11 protein-coding genes are annotated in these 18,793 nt (G+C 50.2%); all 11 read right to left on the minus strand.

Translation table 11 applies throughout. From position 1 onward, the window contains the following. Positions 1–7: 7 nt before the first annotated feature. Positions 8–1,093: a type IX secretion system outer membrane channel protein PorV gene (porV, locus tag FSB84_RS16745; RefSeq protein ID WP_158643963.1), complete on the minus strand. Its 1,086-nt coding sequence runs from the start codon at positions 1,091–1,093 to the stop codon at positions 8–10. Positions 1,094–1,145: 52 nt separating this feature from the next. Next, the gene (locus FSB84_RS16750; protein WP_130539077.1) at positions 1,146–6,338 is read right to left on the minus strand and encodes an MBG domain-containing protein; all 5,193 of its coding nucleotides are present in this window, start codon (positions 6,336–6,338) and stop codon (positions 1,146–1,148) included. A gap of 21 nt (positions 6,339–6,359) precedes the next feature. Continuing rightward, positions 6,360–7,946: a serine hydrolase gene (locus FSB84_RS16755; protein WP_130539078.1), complete on the minus strand. Its 1,587-nt coding sequence runs from the start codon at positions 7,944–7,946 to the stop codon at positions 6,360–6,362. A gap of 135 nt (positions 7,947–8,081) precedes the next feature. Continuing rightward, positions 8,082–9,257: a serine hydrolase domain-containing protein gene (locus FSB84_RS16760; protein ID WP_130539079.1), complete on the minus strand. Its 1,176-nt coding sequence runs from the start codon at positions 9,255–9,257 to the stop codon at positions 8,082–8,084. A 42-nt stretch (positions 9,258–9,299) separates the two neighbouring features. Beyond that, positions 9,300–10,721, minus strand: a complete 1,422-nt coding sequence (locus FSB84_RS16765; protein WP_158643964.1) for a RagB/SusD family nutrient uptake outer membrane protein — start codon at positions 10,719–10,721, stop codon at positions 9,300–9,302. Positions 10,722–10,749: 28 nt separating this feature from the next. Then, the gene (locus FSB84_RS16770; protein ID WP_158643965.1) at positions 10,750–14,043 is read right to left on the minus strand and encodes a SusC/RagA family TonB-linked outer membrane protein; all 3,294 of its coding nucleotides are present in this window, start codon (positions 14,041–14,043) and stop codon (positions 10,750–10,752) included. 311 nt (positions 14,044–14,354) lie between these two features. Then, positions 14,355–15,500: a FecR family protein gene (locus FSB84_RS16775; protein ID WP_130539082.1), complete on the minus strand. Its 1,146-nt coding sequence runs from the start codon at positions 15,498–15,500 to the stop codon at positions 14,355–14,357. 62 nt (positions 15,501–15,562) lie between these two features. Beyond that, positions 15,563–16,144 carry an RNA polymerase sigma factor gene (locus FSB84_RS16780; RefSeq protein WP_130539083.1) on the minus strand — a complete coding sequence of 194 codons (582 nt, stop codon included), beginning with the start codon at positions 16,142–16,144 and terminating at the stop codon, positions 15,563–15,565. 208 nt (positions 16,145–16,352) lie between these two features. Then, positions 16,353–17,483, minus strand: coding sequence for a prolyl oligopeptidase family serine peptidase (locus FSB84_RS16785; protein WP_130539084.1), 1,131 nt, complete (start codon positions 17,481–17,483; stop codon positions 16,353–16,355). Positions 17,484–17,493: 10 nt separating this feature from the next. Beyond that, on the minus strand, positions 17,494–18,093 hold the full coding sequence (locus tag FSB84_RS16790) for a D-alanyl-D-alanine carboxypeptidase (RefSeq protein ID WP_147122233.1): 600 nt from the start codon (positions 18,091–18,093) through the stop codon (positions 17,494–17,496). Further along, a complete protein-coding gene (locus FSB84_RS16795) occupies positions 18,027–18,788 on the minus strand; it encodes a D-alanyl-D-alanine carboxypeptidase (protein WP_147122235.1) in 762 nt (253 codons plus the stop codon). The genes FSB84_RS16790 and FSB84_RS16795 overlap by 67 nt, the downstream gene beginning before the upstream one ends. Positions 18,789–18,793: the final 5 nt, after the last annotated feature.

An 18,793-nucleotide genomic window follows, 5' to 3' on the forward strand; every position in this document is an offset into this window, starting at 1 on the left:
AAGGAATCTATTGATTGGATAAAGCGGGTGTGAACGTAAGACCGAAATGCAGGGTGTTCGACAATGCATATGCGCCCGCATTCCTGCCGGTGGGGACGATGTAAGCGAAATTGAAACCGAACTGTTTTACATGGGCTCCGATACCGGCGCTCATGTACTTCCTGCCGCCATAGGCCTTGCTTTCTGAGAAGTAACCGACACGGGCAGAAAAGAGCTCTTTGTAATTGTATTCGGCGCCGCCGGCAATACTGAGGGCAGAATTGCTCAATCCTTCGCTGTAACTTTTGAATACACTGTACCTGGAATATTCCTCCATGCCATTGGGGCCTTCGGGGATTAACGGCGCCAGGGATTTATTGAGCTCGGCTGAAAAAGAGATCCTGCTGTCCTCATCTAACGGGTAGGTATAACCTGCGCCTGCGCCGATCCTCGCAGGAATGAAACCGGCATTACCGTTGCCCTGGTTGATCTTTGAAGCGCCTGCATTGGCGAGTATCAGTCCCGCTGTGAAACCTTGTCCCTCCTGATTGAGGCCATTGTAGAAGGCGGCAATATCACCGGTGAAGGCGCTGCCTGTTCCGTTGCCGTTATTATCGATGGTCTTGCCGATGCTGCTGCGGATATAGCGGAAGGTGAGGGCCAGCGAGATCTTGTCGGACAATGTTCTCGCATAACCTGCATCGATAGCGAACTCATTGGGATTAGCAAGTTGCAGCAAAGTATTGTTGAAATCCCTTTCTTCCACTTTTCCTGTATTGTAGTAACGGATGGATCCGCTCACTGCCTGCTTCTCGTCCAGTTTCTGGTAGCCTGAAAGACTGAGCATATAAAAGCCGGGTGTGATCTGTTTCAGCCAGTTCACATAATTGAGGGAATAGCCTCCTTCATTCTTTGCGAATACGGTCTTGGCTGCATTATAAAAAATGGATGCTCCGTCTGCTGAAGTGCTGATACCCGTTTCTCCCATCGCGGCGGCGCGTGCGTCTGGGGCAATGCGCAGCATGGGAACGGCAGTATTCACCATTTTGGATTCCGTTCCTTCCTGCGCCCTGGCTGCCTGTGGAAGAAGACCACAGGCAGCGATAAGGAGCATTGACAATGATGTTCTGGTTGACTTGATATATTGACGAGTCATTGTAAAGGCTTTAGCGTTTTATGAATTTTTTATCCAGCTTCAGTCCGGCTCCATTTACATTGATGATGTAAATGCCCGGGATCAACCTGTCTGCAGGAACAGTGAACTGATTCCTTCCCTGTTTCAGCGTAATACCGGTATGGTATATGCGCTGACCGGCGCTGGTGAACAGCGATACGGTGCCTTCTGTTTCACCTGGCATATCCACTCTCACCTGCAATGTGGTATTGTTACTGAACCAGGCATCGAGCGTTGCATTGTCAACGGCTATCGGCTGGATGGTAAGAACACCATTTGTGTAACTGATCTCGTAGTTGGCAGCCGCAGCGCCGGAAACGGTGATCGGATAGGTGCCAATAGGAGAACTGGTAGTAGCCGTGGTGTTGAAGACAGGCTGACCGGAAAGCACACCCAAAGTTTCTCCGTTCACGAAACCGGTAAAGCTGGCCGTGAATGCAGGTATAGCCTGTTGCTGCACCATGTTTGCATCATTGGCTTTGATCAGCAGTGGCGCTTTGTTCACAGTGAGCGTGGTAGTAGCATCGGGAGCGGCCAGATAAATATCGTTGCCCGGCTGCCAGGCCCTGATGGTAGCAGTACCTGCAGCTTTGATCTTCACTTTCCCATTTTCGATAGTGGCAACATTGGTATTGTTGCTGGTGTAGTAAACAGTGAGACCTGAGCTGGCTGTTGCGCCGGGATCGAAATCTGCTTCGCCATAGGTTTTGGTGATGGCGGCGGCGATATCGATAGTTTGTGATTCAGTGGGTATTGATTGTCCGGAGAAATATTCATAGGCTCCCATATCAGCGATGCCATTCACGATCCTGGCATTGCCGCCCAGATCAAGAGAAGTGCCCTGGGTGAGCAGGAGATTGTCTCCCTTGTCGATAGCAGGGCTTCCGGACATAAGGCGGAGGTAATTGTTGGAATTTGCATCGGTACTGAGGAATTTCGGATCCACACCGGTGATCACACCATCCACGCCGTTGGTGCCATATGCTTGTGTGAGGGTGTTCTTCAGCTCCACGATGGCATCTGCATTCTTGTAAATATCTGCGCCGTTTCCATTTATCACGGAGTTACCGTATATGATACAGTTATGGATAGCCGCTTTCGTGTTCACAGTGCCGCCAACATAAATAGCGCCTCCATCTTTCTGTGCTTTGTTGTTATAAAAAGTACAGTTGAGGATCCGGGGTGTATTGTAGGTGGTGGTGATATACAGTGCGCCTGCGCCGAGGTTCTGGCTGCCTGATTCATTATTGGCGAAACGTGAATTGGAAATAGTGCAATTCAGTACAGGGCCTGATGCAGTGCCTGTACCGGAAGCCCATACTGCTCCTGCATGCGCGCCTGCACTGTTGCCCGAGAAATCAACCCGGTCTATTTGATAGCCGGCGCCGGTGGAGATAACGATAGCGGCTCCGAATTGTGGTGTACGGTTATTGATGAAAGAGCCTCCGTTGATCACCAGGTTCGAAGGCTTGCTGTTCCTGCCTCCGATCTGGAAGGCGCCTGTGGCAACATTCCCATAGTTTTCGATCGCTTTCACATTGGTGAACACGGCATCCCAGTTACCCTGGAGATAAACAGCACCACCGGTGCCTGAGCCCGGTCCGTTTGCCTGGTTCTTCCTGAATTCCACATTGGTCATGCGGATCTGAGCCAGGATCTGGTCGTCTGTATTTCCCTGCAGGTAATAGCCTGCACCGGAAGAGATACATTTATTTTCGCTGAACACAACATCGGTAAAAGTGGAATGCGTGTAATAAGAAAGCATCATACCTCCGCCGCTGCCGGTGAGGGTTTCGTTCCTGCTTACATTCACTCTCTCGAGTATCAGGTGGTTGTCTGCTCCGCTGACGGACCTGGAGAAAACACCTCCGCCCGAAGAATTGGTTCCCTTATTGTCTGCAATGTTCCCGTCTTTCATCGTAACGGTGGAGTAAATACCCATGTAGATACCTCCGCCCAGGTTCCGGGAAGTGTTGAATGTGATATCAGATCGTGTAAGGGTCACCGTTGATGCAGTGTCCGCATTTCCTTCCGTGTAGATCCCACCGCCGCCTGCACCGGTAGATGAAGCGGAAACAGTGCTGTTCTGCGTGATGAGGGCATCCTGGAATTGAATTTGGCTGGCATAGCTGTACACACCGCCGCCAAAGCCCGGCGTAGAAGTAGTGGCGCTGCTATTGCCTTTGATGATGCTATTGGAGAAACTGGCCTTGCTTCCTCTTGCATGGATACCGCCACCGCTGTTCCTCAGAATGCTTTTACCATTCACAGAGCTGAAGCCTTCCCCGTCGGCATTACCACCGGTAATGGTGAAGCCATCCAGTAATGTGCTGGCAGTATTGTACACGGATAGCACAACGTGATAGGCATTGTCTGATGCGTCGTTGACTGTGCCGATATCACCACTCAGGATACTTGGATTGGCCGTAGTATTCCTGTCGGATATGATGGTTTCGGTACCGGCGAAGCCTCCAAAGATCTTCACATCATTCTTTAACACGAATGCTACATCCCTTGCGCTGATTGTGCCGGAGCCGCCTTCGAGTGTTGCTGGTTTATAGGTGCCGCCTGCTACCCAGATCTGATCGCCGGCAGCAGCTGCATTGATCATCGCCTGCAGGTTGCCGGAAGCATTGGCCCAGCTGCTGCCATTGCCGGTACCGCCTTGCTTCACATAATGAACATTGCCACCGGAGCCGGAACCCGGCAAAATGGTGAGCGTGCCTGTTTCATAGGTGATGGTGTAATTGGGCGAAGCGGCGTCGCTGGCTGTGAGCGTGTAATCACCGGGTGCGGATGCTGAATTGGCTGTAGTGGTGATGGTTGGTTGGGTGGTGAGACTGGCCGCATTATCACCATTCACAAAACTGGTGTACACGGCTGTGAAACCCGGGAAAGGCAGGTATTGCTCCACACTTATATTGGCTGGTTTAATGATCAGCGGGGCTTTGCTTACTGTGAGTATTTTCTTCACTGGCGTGGCAGGAAGATAAGTCTGGTTACCTGGCTGGGAAGCAGTGATCTCTGCTGTTCCGGCTCCTACGATACGGATCTGGTTACTAACGATGGTGGCTACCTGAAGATCGCTGCTCGTATAAGTAACCTGTAATCCTGAACTGGCCGTTGCGGCAGGATCATGGTCTGCATCTCCGTATTGCAGGTTGATATCGTTTTCAAAAGTTATTGTCTGGGATTCGGTGGGCGTCTGACTGATACCGGATTCGTACGCGCCCATATCGATCACATTATCATTGATCCTGGAACCACCCGCGAGGTCTTTGATATAGGCTGCAGGCAGCAGGTTGTTTGCTCCCTTGTCTATGGCAGGGCTGCCGGATGCCAAACGAAGGAAATCGGCGGATGCAGGATCGGTGCTCAGGAAAGAAGGATTGCTGCCAACGATCACACCGTCCACTCCATTGGTGCCTTTGGTCTGTGTCAGTGAGTTCTTCAGGAAGAAACCTGCGTTGGCCGGCTCTTCGATATCGGCAGATGCACCACCTGTAGTGTTACCGTAAAAAATGGAATTGTATACAGTTGCAATGGCAGTTGCACTGTTGTTGATACCGATGCCTCCGCCATTGTAGAGGGAATAGTTGGAATAGAATGTTGAGTTGATGATAATGGGCCTGGAATTGTTGGAGACGAAAATGCCGCCGCCACCGAGTGTGGCCAGGTTGGCCCTGTTGCCGTAGAACAGGCAGTTGGAAATCTGCGCATCTTCATTCGAACCGGTAGCAGCACTGAATATGAACAGGCCGCCGCCGGCGCTGGCAGTGGCTTCATTCTCCAGGAACTTCACACGATCGATCACATACTTGTTATAGCTGGAGATATAACCTGCACCACCAGCCGTAGTGGATTTATTTTTCGAGAAAACCGCATCGGTGACCCTGAAAGTATTGTAGGCAGCGGATGCTCCGATTACAAACATGGCTCCACCAGTGGCGCCGGCACTGTTCTCTGTAAAACTTGCTTTATTGAAAATGCAATTGTTGTAGTTGTTGATATACATCGCTCCGCCGGATGTGCCTGATTTGTTTTTGGTGAAGCTGGTATTGGTAAATTCGAGATTGCTGAAAGCGTCAGCGCCGCCGATGCAATACAATGCGCCCGCCAGGGCGCTGGATTCGTTTTCGGTGAAGCTGAGGTTGTTCATAGTAGCGTTCACGTAATTGGAAAGGAAAAGTGCGCCGCCATTACCGGCATTGGCCTTGTTCTTTGTGAAGCTCACATTATTGAGGGTGGCCACATTGTTGCCGGCTGAATTACCGATAATGATCAGGCCTCCTGCAGATGTGCCGGCGATATTCTCTGTGAAAACAACATCCGTGAATACTGGTTTGGACCATGCCTGAACGAAGATGCCTGCACCTGCATTGGTGGTTTCGTTGCCCGTTACCGTTACATTGGTGAAGCTGGTATTGTTCACGGAGTCGGCAGTGCCAATCATGCAAAGGCCGCCGCCAAGTCCACCGGATGTTGTTGAAGAGCTGGCTTTGTTCTGTTGAAGTCTGGCATCTTTGAGCACCAGGCTGCTGTTGATGGAATAGATGCCTGCGCCGCTTCCATTGCCGGTTCCTGCTGTGGCACATTGATTGGAGGCTACAATAATATTGCTGAAGGTGGCAGAGCTGCCGCGCGCCAGAATGCCGCCACCGCAGTAGCGGAAAACAGACCGGTTATCGATGGAGTAGAAGCCTTCTCCGTTGGCATTACCGCCTGAAACAGTAAAGCCATCAAGCAGGGTGCCGGCAGTATTGTTGATGGACACTACCACGTGATAAGCATTGTCCGTTGCATCGGAAGCAACACCGATATCTCCGCTGAGCGTGGTGGTATTGGTAGTGGCATTACGCTGGCCCAGGGCGGTTTCTGTGCCACTGAAGCCGCCGTAGATCTTTACATCGCTTTTCAATACGAAAGCTACATCGCGGGGGCCGGATGTATTGCTGCCGCCAGGAAGGGAAGCGGGTTTGTAAGTGCCGGCAGCCACCCATATTTCATCTCCTGCCGCAGCCGCATTGATCATGGCCTGGAGATCGGCAGAGGCATTGTCCCAGCTGCTGCCACTGCCATTGCCACTGGCAGTGGGCTTGACGAAGAACACTCCGGGAGCTCTTTTCCCCGCCATGAAAAAAAGAAAACATGCGATGAGCAAGCAGTAGGTATACCATTGTCTCATAAGCTGAAAATTTTGTTCTGGTTAATTTGTTGAAATGGGTTTCAATAGGAGGTCATGGAAGTCATAACTGGGATCAGTAACCGGGGAAATGGCTTTCATCCTTACCTGCCCGATGCGGCCATCGGGCTCCAGGGAGAAGGTTACATAGGCATCGGCTTTGAACTCCCGGTGCCTCCATCTTACAATGAAGGAGTCATATTGCCAATGCTCCATATCGCCGGTCATTCCTGGTGAATGCGTGAAATTCATCACCAGGTGGCCACCTTCCTTTGTAATGGTGACGGTGCCATACCAGGCATCCTTATACGATCCTGCATATTGCTCAAGGGGTAGTGAAGGACGAGAAGCGGCGTTTCGTTGCGTGATGGCGGCCTGTTCTGTTTTCCTGATATTTTCGAAACCGATGTCCTGTGCTTTCTTGTATCCGGCTACCCAATCGAAAGCCGGTACGCGCATTACATGATCGCAGATATGATTGATGATGGCGCTGATAGCCCCGCCGGATTCCTGGTTGGTGAGAATGGCGATGCCCAGGTTTTTTGAAGGGATCATGAATACGCGGGAGACGAAGCCATCCAGTTTGCCGCCATGCACGATGGCCCTTTCGGAGCGGTAATTGTAGGTGTAGAAGCCAAGTGCATACGACTGGTAATCCATCTGTGCGGGTTTGAGATATGCTGGTAACTGCGCTACGGGCATGGGGGTTACACCTTTCCACAAAGTGGTGGTGGTAGCGGGCTTGAACAATACCTTGCTATTGATGGCCCTGCCTGAATCCAGTTGCAGCGCCATCCATTTGGCCATATCTGTTGCATTGGAGGCGATGCCGCCTGCCGGATTGGTAAGATCAGAAATGCCATATTGAAGGAAGCCGGTCACTTCTTTCACAGCGCCATCGAAGCGGGCATGTGAGGAAGAACGGTTGGCGGATCTTTCAAATTGTGAAATGCGGCTAAGGGTCTCCGTCATACCAATTGGTTGCAGTATGCGCAATCTCACTTCGTCTTCCCAATCATTTCCTGTAACCTGTTTGATCAGCTCCCCTGCTGCCAGGTAGAGGATATTATCGTATGCGTAATTGTTCCTGAAACTATTGGTGAGCGGAATGTATTTCAGCTTTTTCACGATCTCTTCCCGGCTGTAATCAGTAGGAGGGAATTGCAGCAGGTCGCCTGCATAAGCGCCAATACCGCTGCGATGCACCAGCAGGTCCTTCACGGTCAGTTGGCTGGTCACATAAGCATCGGACATGCGGAACCAGGGCAGATAATCGATCACGGGCTTGTCCCAGTCGAGTTTCTTTTCTTCCACCAGCATGGCCAGCATGGTGGCGGTGAAGGCTTTTGAATTGGAAGCGATAGGGAAGAGCGTATGTTCATTCACGTGATCTGTGGTGCCCAGTTTCTTTGTGCCATAGCCTTTGGTGAGTATGGGCTTTCCATCTTTAACAACGGCAATGCAAAGGCCTGGAACCTCAAAGGTTTTCATCACCTGCGTGATGTAATTGTCCAGTCCCTGTGGCAATGCTGCATTGGTCTGCGCTTTGAGGGCAGTTGGTCCGGGGAGCAGCGCAGACAGTGCCAGGGCTAGTAAACGAGTTTTGATCATGGTGTTCCGGTTTGAGTATTTAAAGGCAAAGCAGTCCCTTACCGTCTTTCAGACAGTGTTAAAGGGTGTCGCGGAAACGGAGAGGCCGCGGTGGGCGGCGCTCTCAAACGATTCCGCAGTTACTGCATAACCAAACTAGAAAAGGTCCTTATCCGGCCAGGCCGTGGATGAATTGTTCACTGCAGGCCATACCAGTCTGTCGAGATCTGTATTGAAATTGCCACTGGCAGATGTATTGATCAGGATCACCCAGTTGTAACCAGTGGTGGTGCGCACCATCCAGTTGCGCGTACCCGTGTAGGTGCCGCCATGGTACCAGTTGCCATTGCTGCTCACGAGGAAGCCGCAGGCGTAGTTGCCGCTGGCAGTGGTTTTGGAGGACATGATATTGAGCGCATTGGCATCAAGTACATCAGGTACAGTATTGAACCCGTCTACCCTCACCAGGAAACGCATCATGTCTATCGGTGAAGCAAGCCAGGCGCCGGCACCGCCGATACGGGGTATCACTCCTTCCGCATATCCATATGGGTTAGTGCCACCAACACCATAGTATTTCACTTCTTTTGGTTTCCTGCCAGCAAGACTGGTATTGGCAAAGCTCATATTGGCAATGCCCATGGGCTTGAGGATAGAATCGGTTACATATGTCTGATAGGTCTTTCCGGTGATCTTCTCGATGATCATTCCAAGAATGAAGAAACCTGCATTGGAATAATCAGAAACGGTTCCGGGGGTATTGGCAAGCGGCCTGTCGTTGATCATCCAGCCGAGCAGTTGCGCCTGTGTGTAAGTGGAGTTGGCGAACATGGGATCATTACTGCTGTTGCCCCAGCCACCGCCGGTATGGTGCAGCAATTGCTCCACCGTGATCTGTGTTACGTTGCCGGGATAGGGTGCAGCGCCGAAAGTGGTGCCCAGCACAGCGCCTGTTCCGAATACTTTATCGTTGAATCCCAGTCTTCCCTGCTGGATCAGTTTCATGATGGTAGTGGATGTGATCCATTTGCTGAGACTGGCCAGTCGGAACTGGCTGCCGGTGTCCACTTTCAGGCCGGCTTCCCTGTCGGCAAAACCGTATCCTTTTGCATATACCAGTTTTCCATTTTTGGTGATGGCCAGCGAAAGTCCGGGAACATTATAGCGTGTCATGAATGCTTCGATATCATTATCCACCACTTCCAGCACCAGGTCTTCCGTGGAAGTGCCGGGAAGTTCCGGTATCTCCACCGGATCAGGTTTATAATCACTTTTGTTACAGGATGCAAACCAGAGCAGGGCTATGATCCAGATCCAATTAATATTTTTCATATTTCTATTTTTTAACGATCGATGTTGATGGAAAGGGATTTGTTATTGCGCCCATCCGGGGTTCTGTTTCATATTCCTGTTGGCTTTCGTTTCAGCGAAAGGGATCGGCATGATGAACCTGTTATTGGGATATGTGTAAATGGTTTCGTCGGTGGAGCGGATATGTCTCACATCCATCTTTCTCCTGTTAAGATCGAACAGGCGGTGGCCTTCGAAAGCAAACTCTTTTCTTCTTTCCAGAATGATCCTGTCTATGAGCGCATCTCCTGTAAGTGTAATAGCGGCGGCAACATTATCGGCCCTCTGCACGATGGTGGTGAGGTCCTGCTGTGCAAGGGTAGTTTTGGCCGGATCTGATTTGCCCAGTTCTGCCCTTGCTTCCGCTCTGATCAGGTAAGCGTCCGACAGGCGAAGCACTTTGATATGATCGTCATTGGTGGATGCTCCTCTCGGATATTTTTTTACAAAGTAGGCGGGATTCTCGAAGGTGGCATTGCGAACCCCCACGATGATCAGTGAACGGCGCACATCGGTGCCGGTGTATTGATCATAGAGGTCTTGCGTGGCAAGGCCTTCACCATACCTGGATTGCTCATAGATATATCCGAGGGAGTTGGTGCCGGCATTATCCGTTGGGAGATTCACCACTTCGAACAAAGATTCGGAACTGTAATCGGTGGCCCAGCTGGCTACATAACTGGCGCGGGGCAGGAGGGTGAAGGGACCATTGATCGCTTCGGTGGCATATTGCTCTGCCAGTTCCCAGTTGCCCATGTAGAGATAGGCTTTGGCAAGCAATGTTTGCGCAGCGGCAGGCACCATATAACCATTCTTCTTCGACACATTCATCAGTGTAAGGGCTTTCTTCAGGTCTTCAGTGATACGCTCGTACACTTCTTTTACGGTTGCCCTTGCAGGTGAGATGATGCCTGTTTGCGGTTCGGTAACGATGGGAACACCCATGTGCGATGCATCGCTGGTGAAATTATAGGGTTGCGCCCAGAAGCGCACCAGGTCAAAATAGGCGAGGGCCCTTACAGCGTACAGTTCACCAATCACCTGCTGGATGGGAGCAGTGGGATCGAGTTTTTCTCCTTCTGCGATGGCGAGATTGGCATTGCCGATCACGCGGTACATGGAGTTCCAGCAGGCAGTGGTATAGCCGTCGGTACTGACGATGGCAAAATTGTCGTGGTCCAGGAACCGGCCTCCGTTGGAGCGGCTGATGAACACGTTATCGCCCAGCAGATCGGGTACGAGTGTGAAAGTTCTCGAGTAATAGTTATTGTCCTTGAAATGCAGGTAGGCACCATTGGCTGCTGTAGTAAGCGTGGCGAGGTCCTTGATGGTCCCTGTGAGTGGTAATGATTGCGGGTTCTTCAGCTCAAGGAACTCTTTGTTGCATGCCGTGGTACAACAGGCTGCTACCATGAGTGCGGTTATATATAAGCGTGATATTTTCATCTTGAATGATTTAAACATGCTGCAATGATCAGAAAGTAAGGTTGAGTCCGGCGAGGAATTGCCTTGCGATTGGCAGGTTCTGGTTGAGGATACCACCGATATAGGTTTCAGGGTCATGTCTCAGTCTGTCGTCTTTCACCATGGTCAGCAGGTTATTACCTCTCAGGTATACCTGCAGTTTCTGGAAAACAGTATTCTTTACCGGTACGTCGTAGGTAATGGATACATCACGCAGACGGATATACGAACCGTCGTACATGAACCTGGAAGAATTCTGCCCGGAAAGACCTGTCTGGGTTCCGCGGTATACCATTTTGGGGGAACTGGCTTTGTCGCCTGGTTTCTGCCAGCGGTTATCGTAATCCACTCTTGCTATTACGCCGTAATCGGTAATGCCTGAAGAAGCATCGTTGGAAGTGAATGCTCCCCAGCTGTCATACAATTTGTTGCCATAGTTGAAATAGAACATGAAGGAGAGGCTGAAGTTGCGGTATTCGAATGTGTTTGTTAAACCTCCGAAGAAATGCGGCGTGGCGCTGCCCTGGTTGAAAGCTTTTGCTTCGGTGAATTTGGTAGTGGTAGCTTTTTTAGTGCCATCCACCCACCACAATCCTTCGCCGGTCTGTACATCCACACCAGCCCATCCGGGCAAATAGTATTCGTAATAATCGCCACCGATCTCGCGGTTGAAGACACCGCTGATGATCTGGTTGGAGCCGCTCAGGGTCAGCATCTTGTTCTTGTTGGTGGAGATATTGAAACTGGTTTTCCAGCTGAGTCCATTCTTGTTGGCGGCGCGGATATTCTCGGAGCTCAATGAAACTTCGATGCCGGAGTTTTCAAAGGAGCCGACATTCCGGTTCTGGGTGGCGGCGGTGCCGGCGGCATTGGTAGCGGAAATGGGGGCGTCCATCAGCAGGTCGGATGTAACGCGGCGATAGTAATCGAAAGAGCCGGTGAGCCTGTTGTCCAGGATGCCGAACTCGAATCCGATATCGAATGGATTGTTCTTTTCCCAGGTCAGGTTGGCATTCTCGATCTGCGAGATCGAGTAGGCGGGACTGTTATTATACGAACCGGAGGTTGTATACACGCCCAGTACGCCGTAGAGGTCTGATGCCTGGTTGCCGCTGGTGCCGTAGCTGGCGCGGAGCTTCAGCATATCGATGAAACCAAGATCGCGGATGATATCTTCCTGATCGAGGTTCCAGGCAAGACCGATAGAACCGAATTTCGCGTAGCGGACATTCCTGCCGAAGCGGGAAGAACCATCGATCCGTCCGGTCAGGTTCAGGTAATATTTTCTCTGGTAATTGATACTGGTATTGAGGAAATAAGAAACCAGCGAAGAAGCTGCCTGGCTGCTCCATGCCACAAATGGCGTGGCGGCGCTGGCGAGCGTATACAGGTCGGACTGTGCAAAGCCGTCTGCCTGTGTACTGATGTATTTGCTGGTGAACTTCTGCGCTTCCTGACCCAGGGTGGCGTTGAGGCTGAAATCACCAAGTTGTTTACTGTAGCGGAGAAGGTTGGTGATATTCCAGCTGATCAGGAGGCTGGTATATTCAGCGGCCCTTCCTTTTACACTGGCCGCATCCACCCAGAGAGGGCTCCAGAACCGGTAGTCATCGGTAAAGCTCATATCGATAGCCATCTTGCTTTCTGCAGAGAGGCCCGGCAATATTTTGAACTCTGCACCGATATCACCGAGAAAAGCATAGATGCGGGTATCGTACCTGTTTTCTTTACGCACGATCTCGGGGTTGTAGGTGATGGCGGTATAGGAGCCGTCTGTATTGTAAGGTGCAACCCAGGGTACCAGCCTGTTGAGTGAGCGGATGGGATTGGCTCCCAGACCGGCATTGCCGATGGTACTCAGTTTCTGAAAGTTTGGCGCCATACCAACGTTGATGGACAGCCGGTTACTGGCTTTATGCTTCAAACGGAGACGCACATTCGCTCTTTCAAATCCCTGGTCGCGCACCGTGGCGTCCTGCTTGTAATAACCAGCAGAGGTAAAGAAGGTGGTTTTATCGTTGCCGCCTGAGGCTGAGATATCATATTGACTGAATTTGCCCCGGCGGAGGATCACATCGGCCCAATCTGTATTGATATTAGGTTTCAAGCCCTGATCAACCAGGTATTGGTAAGCTGCCTGGTTGGTAGTGATGCCGGCGAGTGTGGTATTGTTATTGAGAACGCCTTCGATCAGCAGCTCGGTCATTTCGCGGGTGTTGAGAGGTTTGTTCCTGTCTGACATCGCGATCTGGCTAAAGCCTGTTTGCACACCCAGCTGCACTTTCGTTTTTCCTGCTGCACCGCTCTTGGTAGTGATCAGGATCACACCATTGGCGCCGCGGGAACCATAAATAGAAGTGGCGGAAGCATCTTTCAATACAGTAATGGACTCGATATCATTCGGATTGATACCAGCCAGCGTGTTGGAAGAGAAAGCGAGTACGGTGGTAGGCCCATCAACAAATGGAACACCGTCTACCACATAGAGCGGAGAGCTGGAGGCGCTGTAGGAACCGATACCACGGATCCGTACGTTGCCACTGGCGCCCGGTTGCCCGGTACCGGTAGTGGATTGAAGACCGGCCACATTGCCCTGGAGGCTTTCCTGGAATGAGGCCCTGGGCTTTCCTTCCAGGTCTTTCCCAGAAACTACGGAAGCGGAGCCTGTGTATGAAGCTCTCGACTGTTTTCCGTAGGCCACTACAATCTCCACTTCTTTGAGATCGGAAACTTTTTCGTTGAGGCGGTAATGATGTGCTGCATTGATATTGGCGGCCGTGAGAGCAATCTCGCGGGTTTCATATCCCACGAAACTGATCACCAGTACATCACCCGGCTCTGCATTGATGGTGAATTTACCTTCAGCATCAGTGGTGGTGCTGGGCGAACCTTTCTTCAGGGCAACGGTGGCGCCGGCCAGCGGCTTATCGTCGGGGCCGGTAACAGTGCCTGTGATCTTGTTGAAGGCATCACTGCCTGTGATCAGCAGCCTGTCTTTCAAAGGTATCACCGGTTTGTCTGCCAAAACAATAGTGGAATTTTTGATCACATAGTTCAGTGGCTGATTACGGAAAATCACATCCAGCACTGATTTCAGTGGGGTGTTGGCCACCTGGAGATTTACCGGCAGGGCGCGTTCCAGTTGATCATCCGTATACGTGAACGTAAAATTGGTTTGCCTTTCTATTTCCCGGAAAGCGGCTTTGAGGGGAGCCGATTTGAGATTCAGGGAAACGTTTTGCGAAAGACCATTAGCAGAAACCTGCATGAGAGCGGTAAGCCAGAAGAGCACAGCTAGTTTCATAATCCGCAACATTTTAAGCACTGACGGGCTTTGAACAGGAAAGCAGCCCCATAATAGGTTCTTATCTGCCGCGGCTGGCCGCGCAGAAAGACAGGTTAATTCCATAACTTTGTTTTGGTTGGGTTAACAAAAGAGCGTCTTACAGCAGATTACTTTTTTGGGTAAACTCAATCGTCAACCGGAAGTGCCGCAAACACGACCGGTTTTTTTATTGGTGAACCCTGTTGTTATCAGGTATACATAGCAAAAAGTTTTACAGACTTAAGCAATTAGTTGTTTGGTGTTCTGTTCTTGTGCCGTTTCGTTGCGTGCTATTTGGTAATGGTCACTTTTTTGCCTTCTATGATGAACTTCACTTTTCCTGTGAGCTCAAACACTTCCAGGAGTTCTTTGATGGGAACGTCCCTTGATATTTTCGAATTGAATTTATTTTCTGGTTTGGCCAGCATGATGATATCTGCATCGTACCAGCGCGAAATATGCCGCATGATCTTTTCTATGTCCTGTCCCTTGAAGTAGAAATATCCATTCTTCCATGCCAGCTCGGCTTCCATATCCACCTGCTCTGCAATTTTGATATTCCCGGCTCTGTCCACTTCCGACTGTTGTCCTTCTTTCAAGATCACTTTCTGATTTCCTGCCGCTACACTTACGCTGCCGCTGATCAGGGTGGTTCTGATGCCTTCTTCATCCTTGTAGGCATTCACGTTGAAACTGGTGCCGAGCACCTGTATCGTGGAATTGCCTGTTGTTACGATGAATGGCTGTTTACTGTTTTTCACTATTTCAAAATAGGCTTCACCATTGATCTCCACATTCCTTTCCTTGCCATCGAATGCGGTTGGGAAGCGGATCGAGCTCATGGCGTTCAGCCATACGCGCGAACTGTCCGGCAATGTGATCTGGTACTGACCTCCACGCGGTGTGGCGATGGTATTGAAACCTGCTGCCTTCCCTTTGGCGCTTTCATAGGCTAGTTGTCCATTCGCTGTTTTGCGGATCCTGGTGAGCCCCTGTTCAGCGAGATAACCATTGGACGCACTGTCAAGGATAATGGTACTTCCATCTGCGAGTGTCAGCATCGCTTTGTTGCCGCCCGGTTGAATGATCACTGGCTGCTGAACGGTTTCGGTTCCTGATTCGGCTTGTCTGCTGGTAAAGAACCATGCTCCTGCGCCGGCCACCAGGATCACTGCCGCCACCCAGCCCCATCTTCTCAAAAAATGGACACGGTGTACGGGAGCAGCTTTGGGAAATAATTTTCTCCTGATCTGTGCATCGATATTGTCAGGCATCTCTTCCGATGGCTCATAACCCTGCCAGGCCTCCGCAATGATGGCTTCTAGGTCTTCATTATCTGTGCCGGACCTTAACAGTCTGAACAATTCTTTTTCTTCTTCTGGTGCAATCGTGCTGTTGAAATATTTTCTTAACAGATCGCCTGTTTGCTGATGCATAGGATTGTATTATACAAATAGACAAGTGGTAGAAATAAAAGTATGACAAGCCCCCAAAAAAATTATTGCTGCAAAGCCATTTGCCAGCAAATGATCACCAGACCGGAGCCGAGCCCGCTTCTGATAAAGGTCATGGAGCGTGAAAGATGTGTTTTGACGGTGCTAAGGCTGATGTTCAGTTGCCGGGCGATCTCTTCCTGTTTCAGTCCTTCTTCCTTGCTGAGGCGATAAACCACCCGCTGCTGTTCCGGCAGCTGATCCACCAGATGCCTCAGCTTCCGGCGAAGTTCATTGTACAGCACGGGATCGCTCTCTTCACTGTTGCCTGCCTCTTTGGAAAGCTGGTTCACAATCTCATCTTCAAATGCGATCCGCTTCAGCAGGTTGATGCTGCGATTGTATACCATGCTGTGGAAATAGTGGGAGAAGGATTGAACATGGGAGAACCTGGCGCGGTCTTCCCAGATCTTGAGGAATACGTCCTGAACAATGTCGGCAGTCATTTCGGGCGATTTGGTCAATCGCAGAATAAAACCATAGAGCTTATGACGGTACTGGTTGTACAGTGTTTCAAAGGCGCCTGCGTCACCTTGCTGAATACGTTCCAGCAAGTCTTTCTCATTATATGGTATAATTTCTGCCAACTACTCGTAATTCCTGTTGTTATGGGGTTATGAATGGAAATTATATCCTGCAGTTTCGGTAGGATGAGGCCTATGGGTATCCAAACAAATGTATCGAATATTATAAAATAGCAAACTTTTCAGTTGGAAATGTGAAGAGGCGACCCAGGGGCCGCCTCTTATGCTGTAGTGTTGATGATATTTTTATTTATACGATGTGTTCACTTTTCTATTTCTTCTCTTCCGGTTTTACTGCAACAGGGAAATAGCTTGCCCTGATCAGCGCATCCAGATCTTTGAAAGGAGCAGCCGGTTTGAGAATGGGTTGCAGGAACTGGTAGATCTTCAGTCGGATCTCCTTGCTGGCGTAATTATCGATCCTGTCAAAATGATGGCCACCGGGGAAGCTGTCGTAGATCTTGTATTCGAATTTCTTGTTCTCGGCCTTGAGTGATTTGATCAGGTGCTCCACTTCCAGGATATTCACATCCTCATCGTTGGTATTGGCATGGATGAGCAGTGGTGTTTTGAGTTTCTCTGCATTCCAGGCCGGTGAACGTTTCCGGTACTCGGCAATATTCTGGTACACTTCCTTACCGAGATGATAATCGGCAGAGAATAGTTTACGGTACTCTTCATTCATATATCCCATCCGCGCTACCAGGTCGCTCACAGGCACGCCTGCATAACCGACTGCATAGCTTTCAGGGAAGCGGAAAAGATTGAGAAGCGTGAGCATCCCGCCATGGCTCCATCCGATAATGCCTACACGGCTCTTGTCGATAAAATCATAGTTCTGCACCATGTAGTCCCGGCTTGCTTTTGTATCGTCCACTTCGCGTCCGCCATAATCGATCTGGCGCTGGAATGTTTTGCCGTAACCTGTACTGCCACGGTATTCGGGAGCAGTCACTACATAGCCTTGTGCTATCAGCTCCTTCACGATATGCGCATTGCCACTGCCGAAATTGCCATGAACACCCCCATGTGGCAAAACGATCAGCGGATATTTCTTTTTGTGATCGATATTCTTCGGGATGAACACGTAGGCCTGGATGGTGACGGGGTTCTTCACACCCTTGCCGGTAGGATTCTTTACTACAGTGGGGGGAAGACTGCTGATCCTTACTTTGTCTACATACGCTATCTCTTCCATCTTTTTATACCAGTTGAGATCATCCACTGCTTTGGCGAGCTGCTCATTATCGAATTGCAGATTTTCAATTTCTGTTTTCAATTCTTTTACTTTGGATTCCAGTGAAGCGGAACTGCCGGATTCCTGTGCCTGCAATGCAGCTGGAAACAAAAGGGGGCTGGCCAGAACAGTTGCCAGCACAATTCCGGGAATGCTTTTTTTCATTATACAACAATTAATAGTGATCAATGATTTTGGACAGTGTGTTTTTGACGGCGCTCTTAACTGCACCCGCAGGAGCCTGGTGATTGTTCACTAGAAAAGAGAAGGTGAGCATTCTTCCTTTTTTCGTGATCAGGTAACCACTGAGTGTTGCCTGGCCGTTGAGGGTGCCGGTCTTGGCAAAAATATTTTCCGGATAATCTGAATAATAGTCTTTGAGCGTTCCGCCTTCTCCACCATTTACGAGAATGCTGGACACTCGTTTCCATCCGAATTCCTTTTTCATCTTATTGAGCAGCGCTACAAATGCATGTGGCGATATGAGATTGTTCCTGCTCAGTCCGCTGCCATCCACCCAACGGGGATGATCGGGAAGATCTTTGTGGTCCTTTTTCATCAGGGAATCGATGGTGGTCCTGTCTGCCAGTTTCCCGGTGATCTCACGGCCTGCCATCAGCAATAATTGCTCGGCAAAGAAATTATCACTGTGCAGCATCATGAATTGTAAAACAGAATCGGTATGCTGTGTGTAGAATGGTTTGAAATCTATACCAGGCGCCGATTTCCGGATAGCAGGACTGCTGATGCCCAGTTTCGATAAAGTATCTGCCAACAGTTTGTATACGAATTCAGGTCTTCTTTCTGCGTGAACGGGCGCATAAGATTATTCAGCGTGGAGCTGCTGGCGGTGAAACCATTTCCATCTTCCTCCCTTCTTACATTCACCCCCTTACCGTTGAGTTCATTCACGGTAAGATAAGTTTGGAAATAAGCCGGTATGGCGCGTAAACCACCAGCATCTTTAGTGAAGCGAACCACGTTGCCGTAGATGGGCATGGCGGATCTTTCGGGCATATAGAATTCCTGGAAATTGTTCCAGGCCCAACCGAATCCACGGGGTGTGAACTGTGTTGATGGAATAACCAGAACAACTGGTTTGCGGTTTGTTTTCAGCAGGTCCCATACTTTTTGTGTTTCGAATGCGGGGTGCAGGAAACTGGGATCGCCATTGGGTTGCAGGAAAATGGTGTCTCGGCTTTCATGAATGAACCAGCCCGGAAGGCTGTCCGGCAGGTATTTCATCGAAGCGTAACTGGTAAACAGTTTCATATTGCTGGCCGGGATGAATTGTTTGTCTGCATTTTGCTGCACGATCATTTTGCCGGATGCTTCATCATATATGCAGATGCCGGTGAAGGCATTGGCGAGGGCTGTGTCTCGTTCCGGATGTATGGTATTGCCGATACGTTGTTGCGTACTGCAGGCTGATACCCATATAACGGAGATGATCAGGGGTAAATACTTCATGTAAC

This window comes from Pseudobacter ginsenosidimutans (genome assembly GCF_007970185.1).
GTDB lineage: Bacteria > Bacteroidota > Bacteroidia > Chitinophagales > Chitinophagaceae > Pseudobacter > Pseudobacter ginsenosidimutans.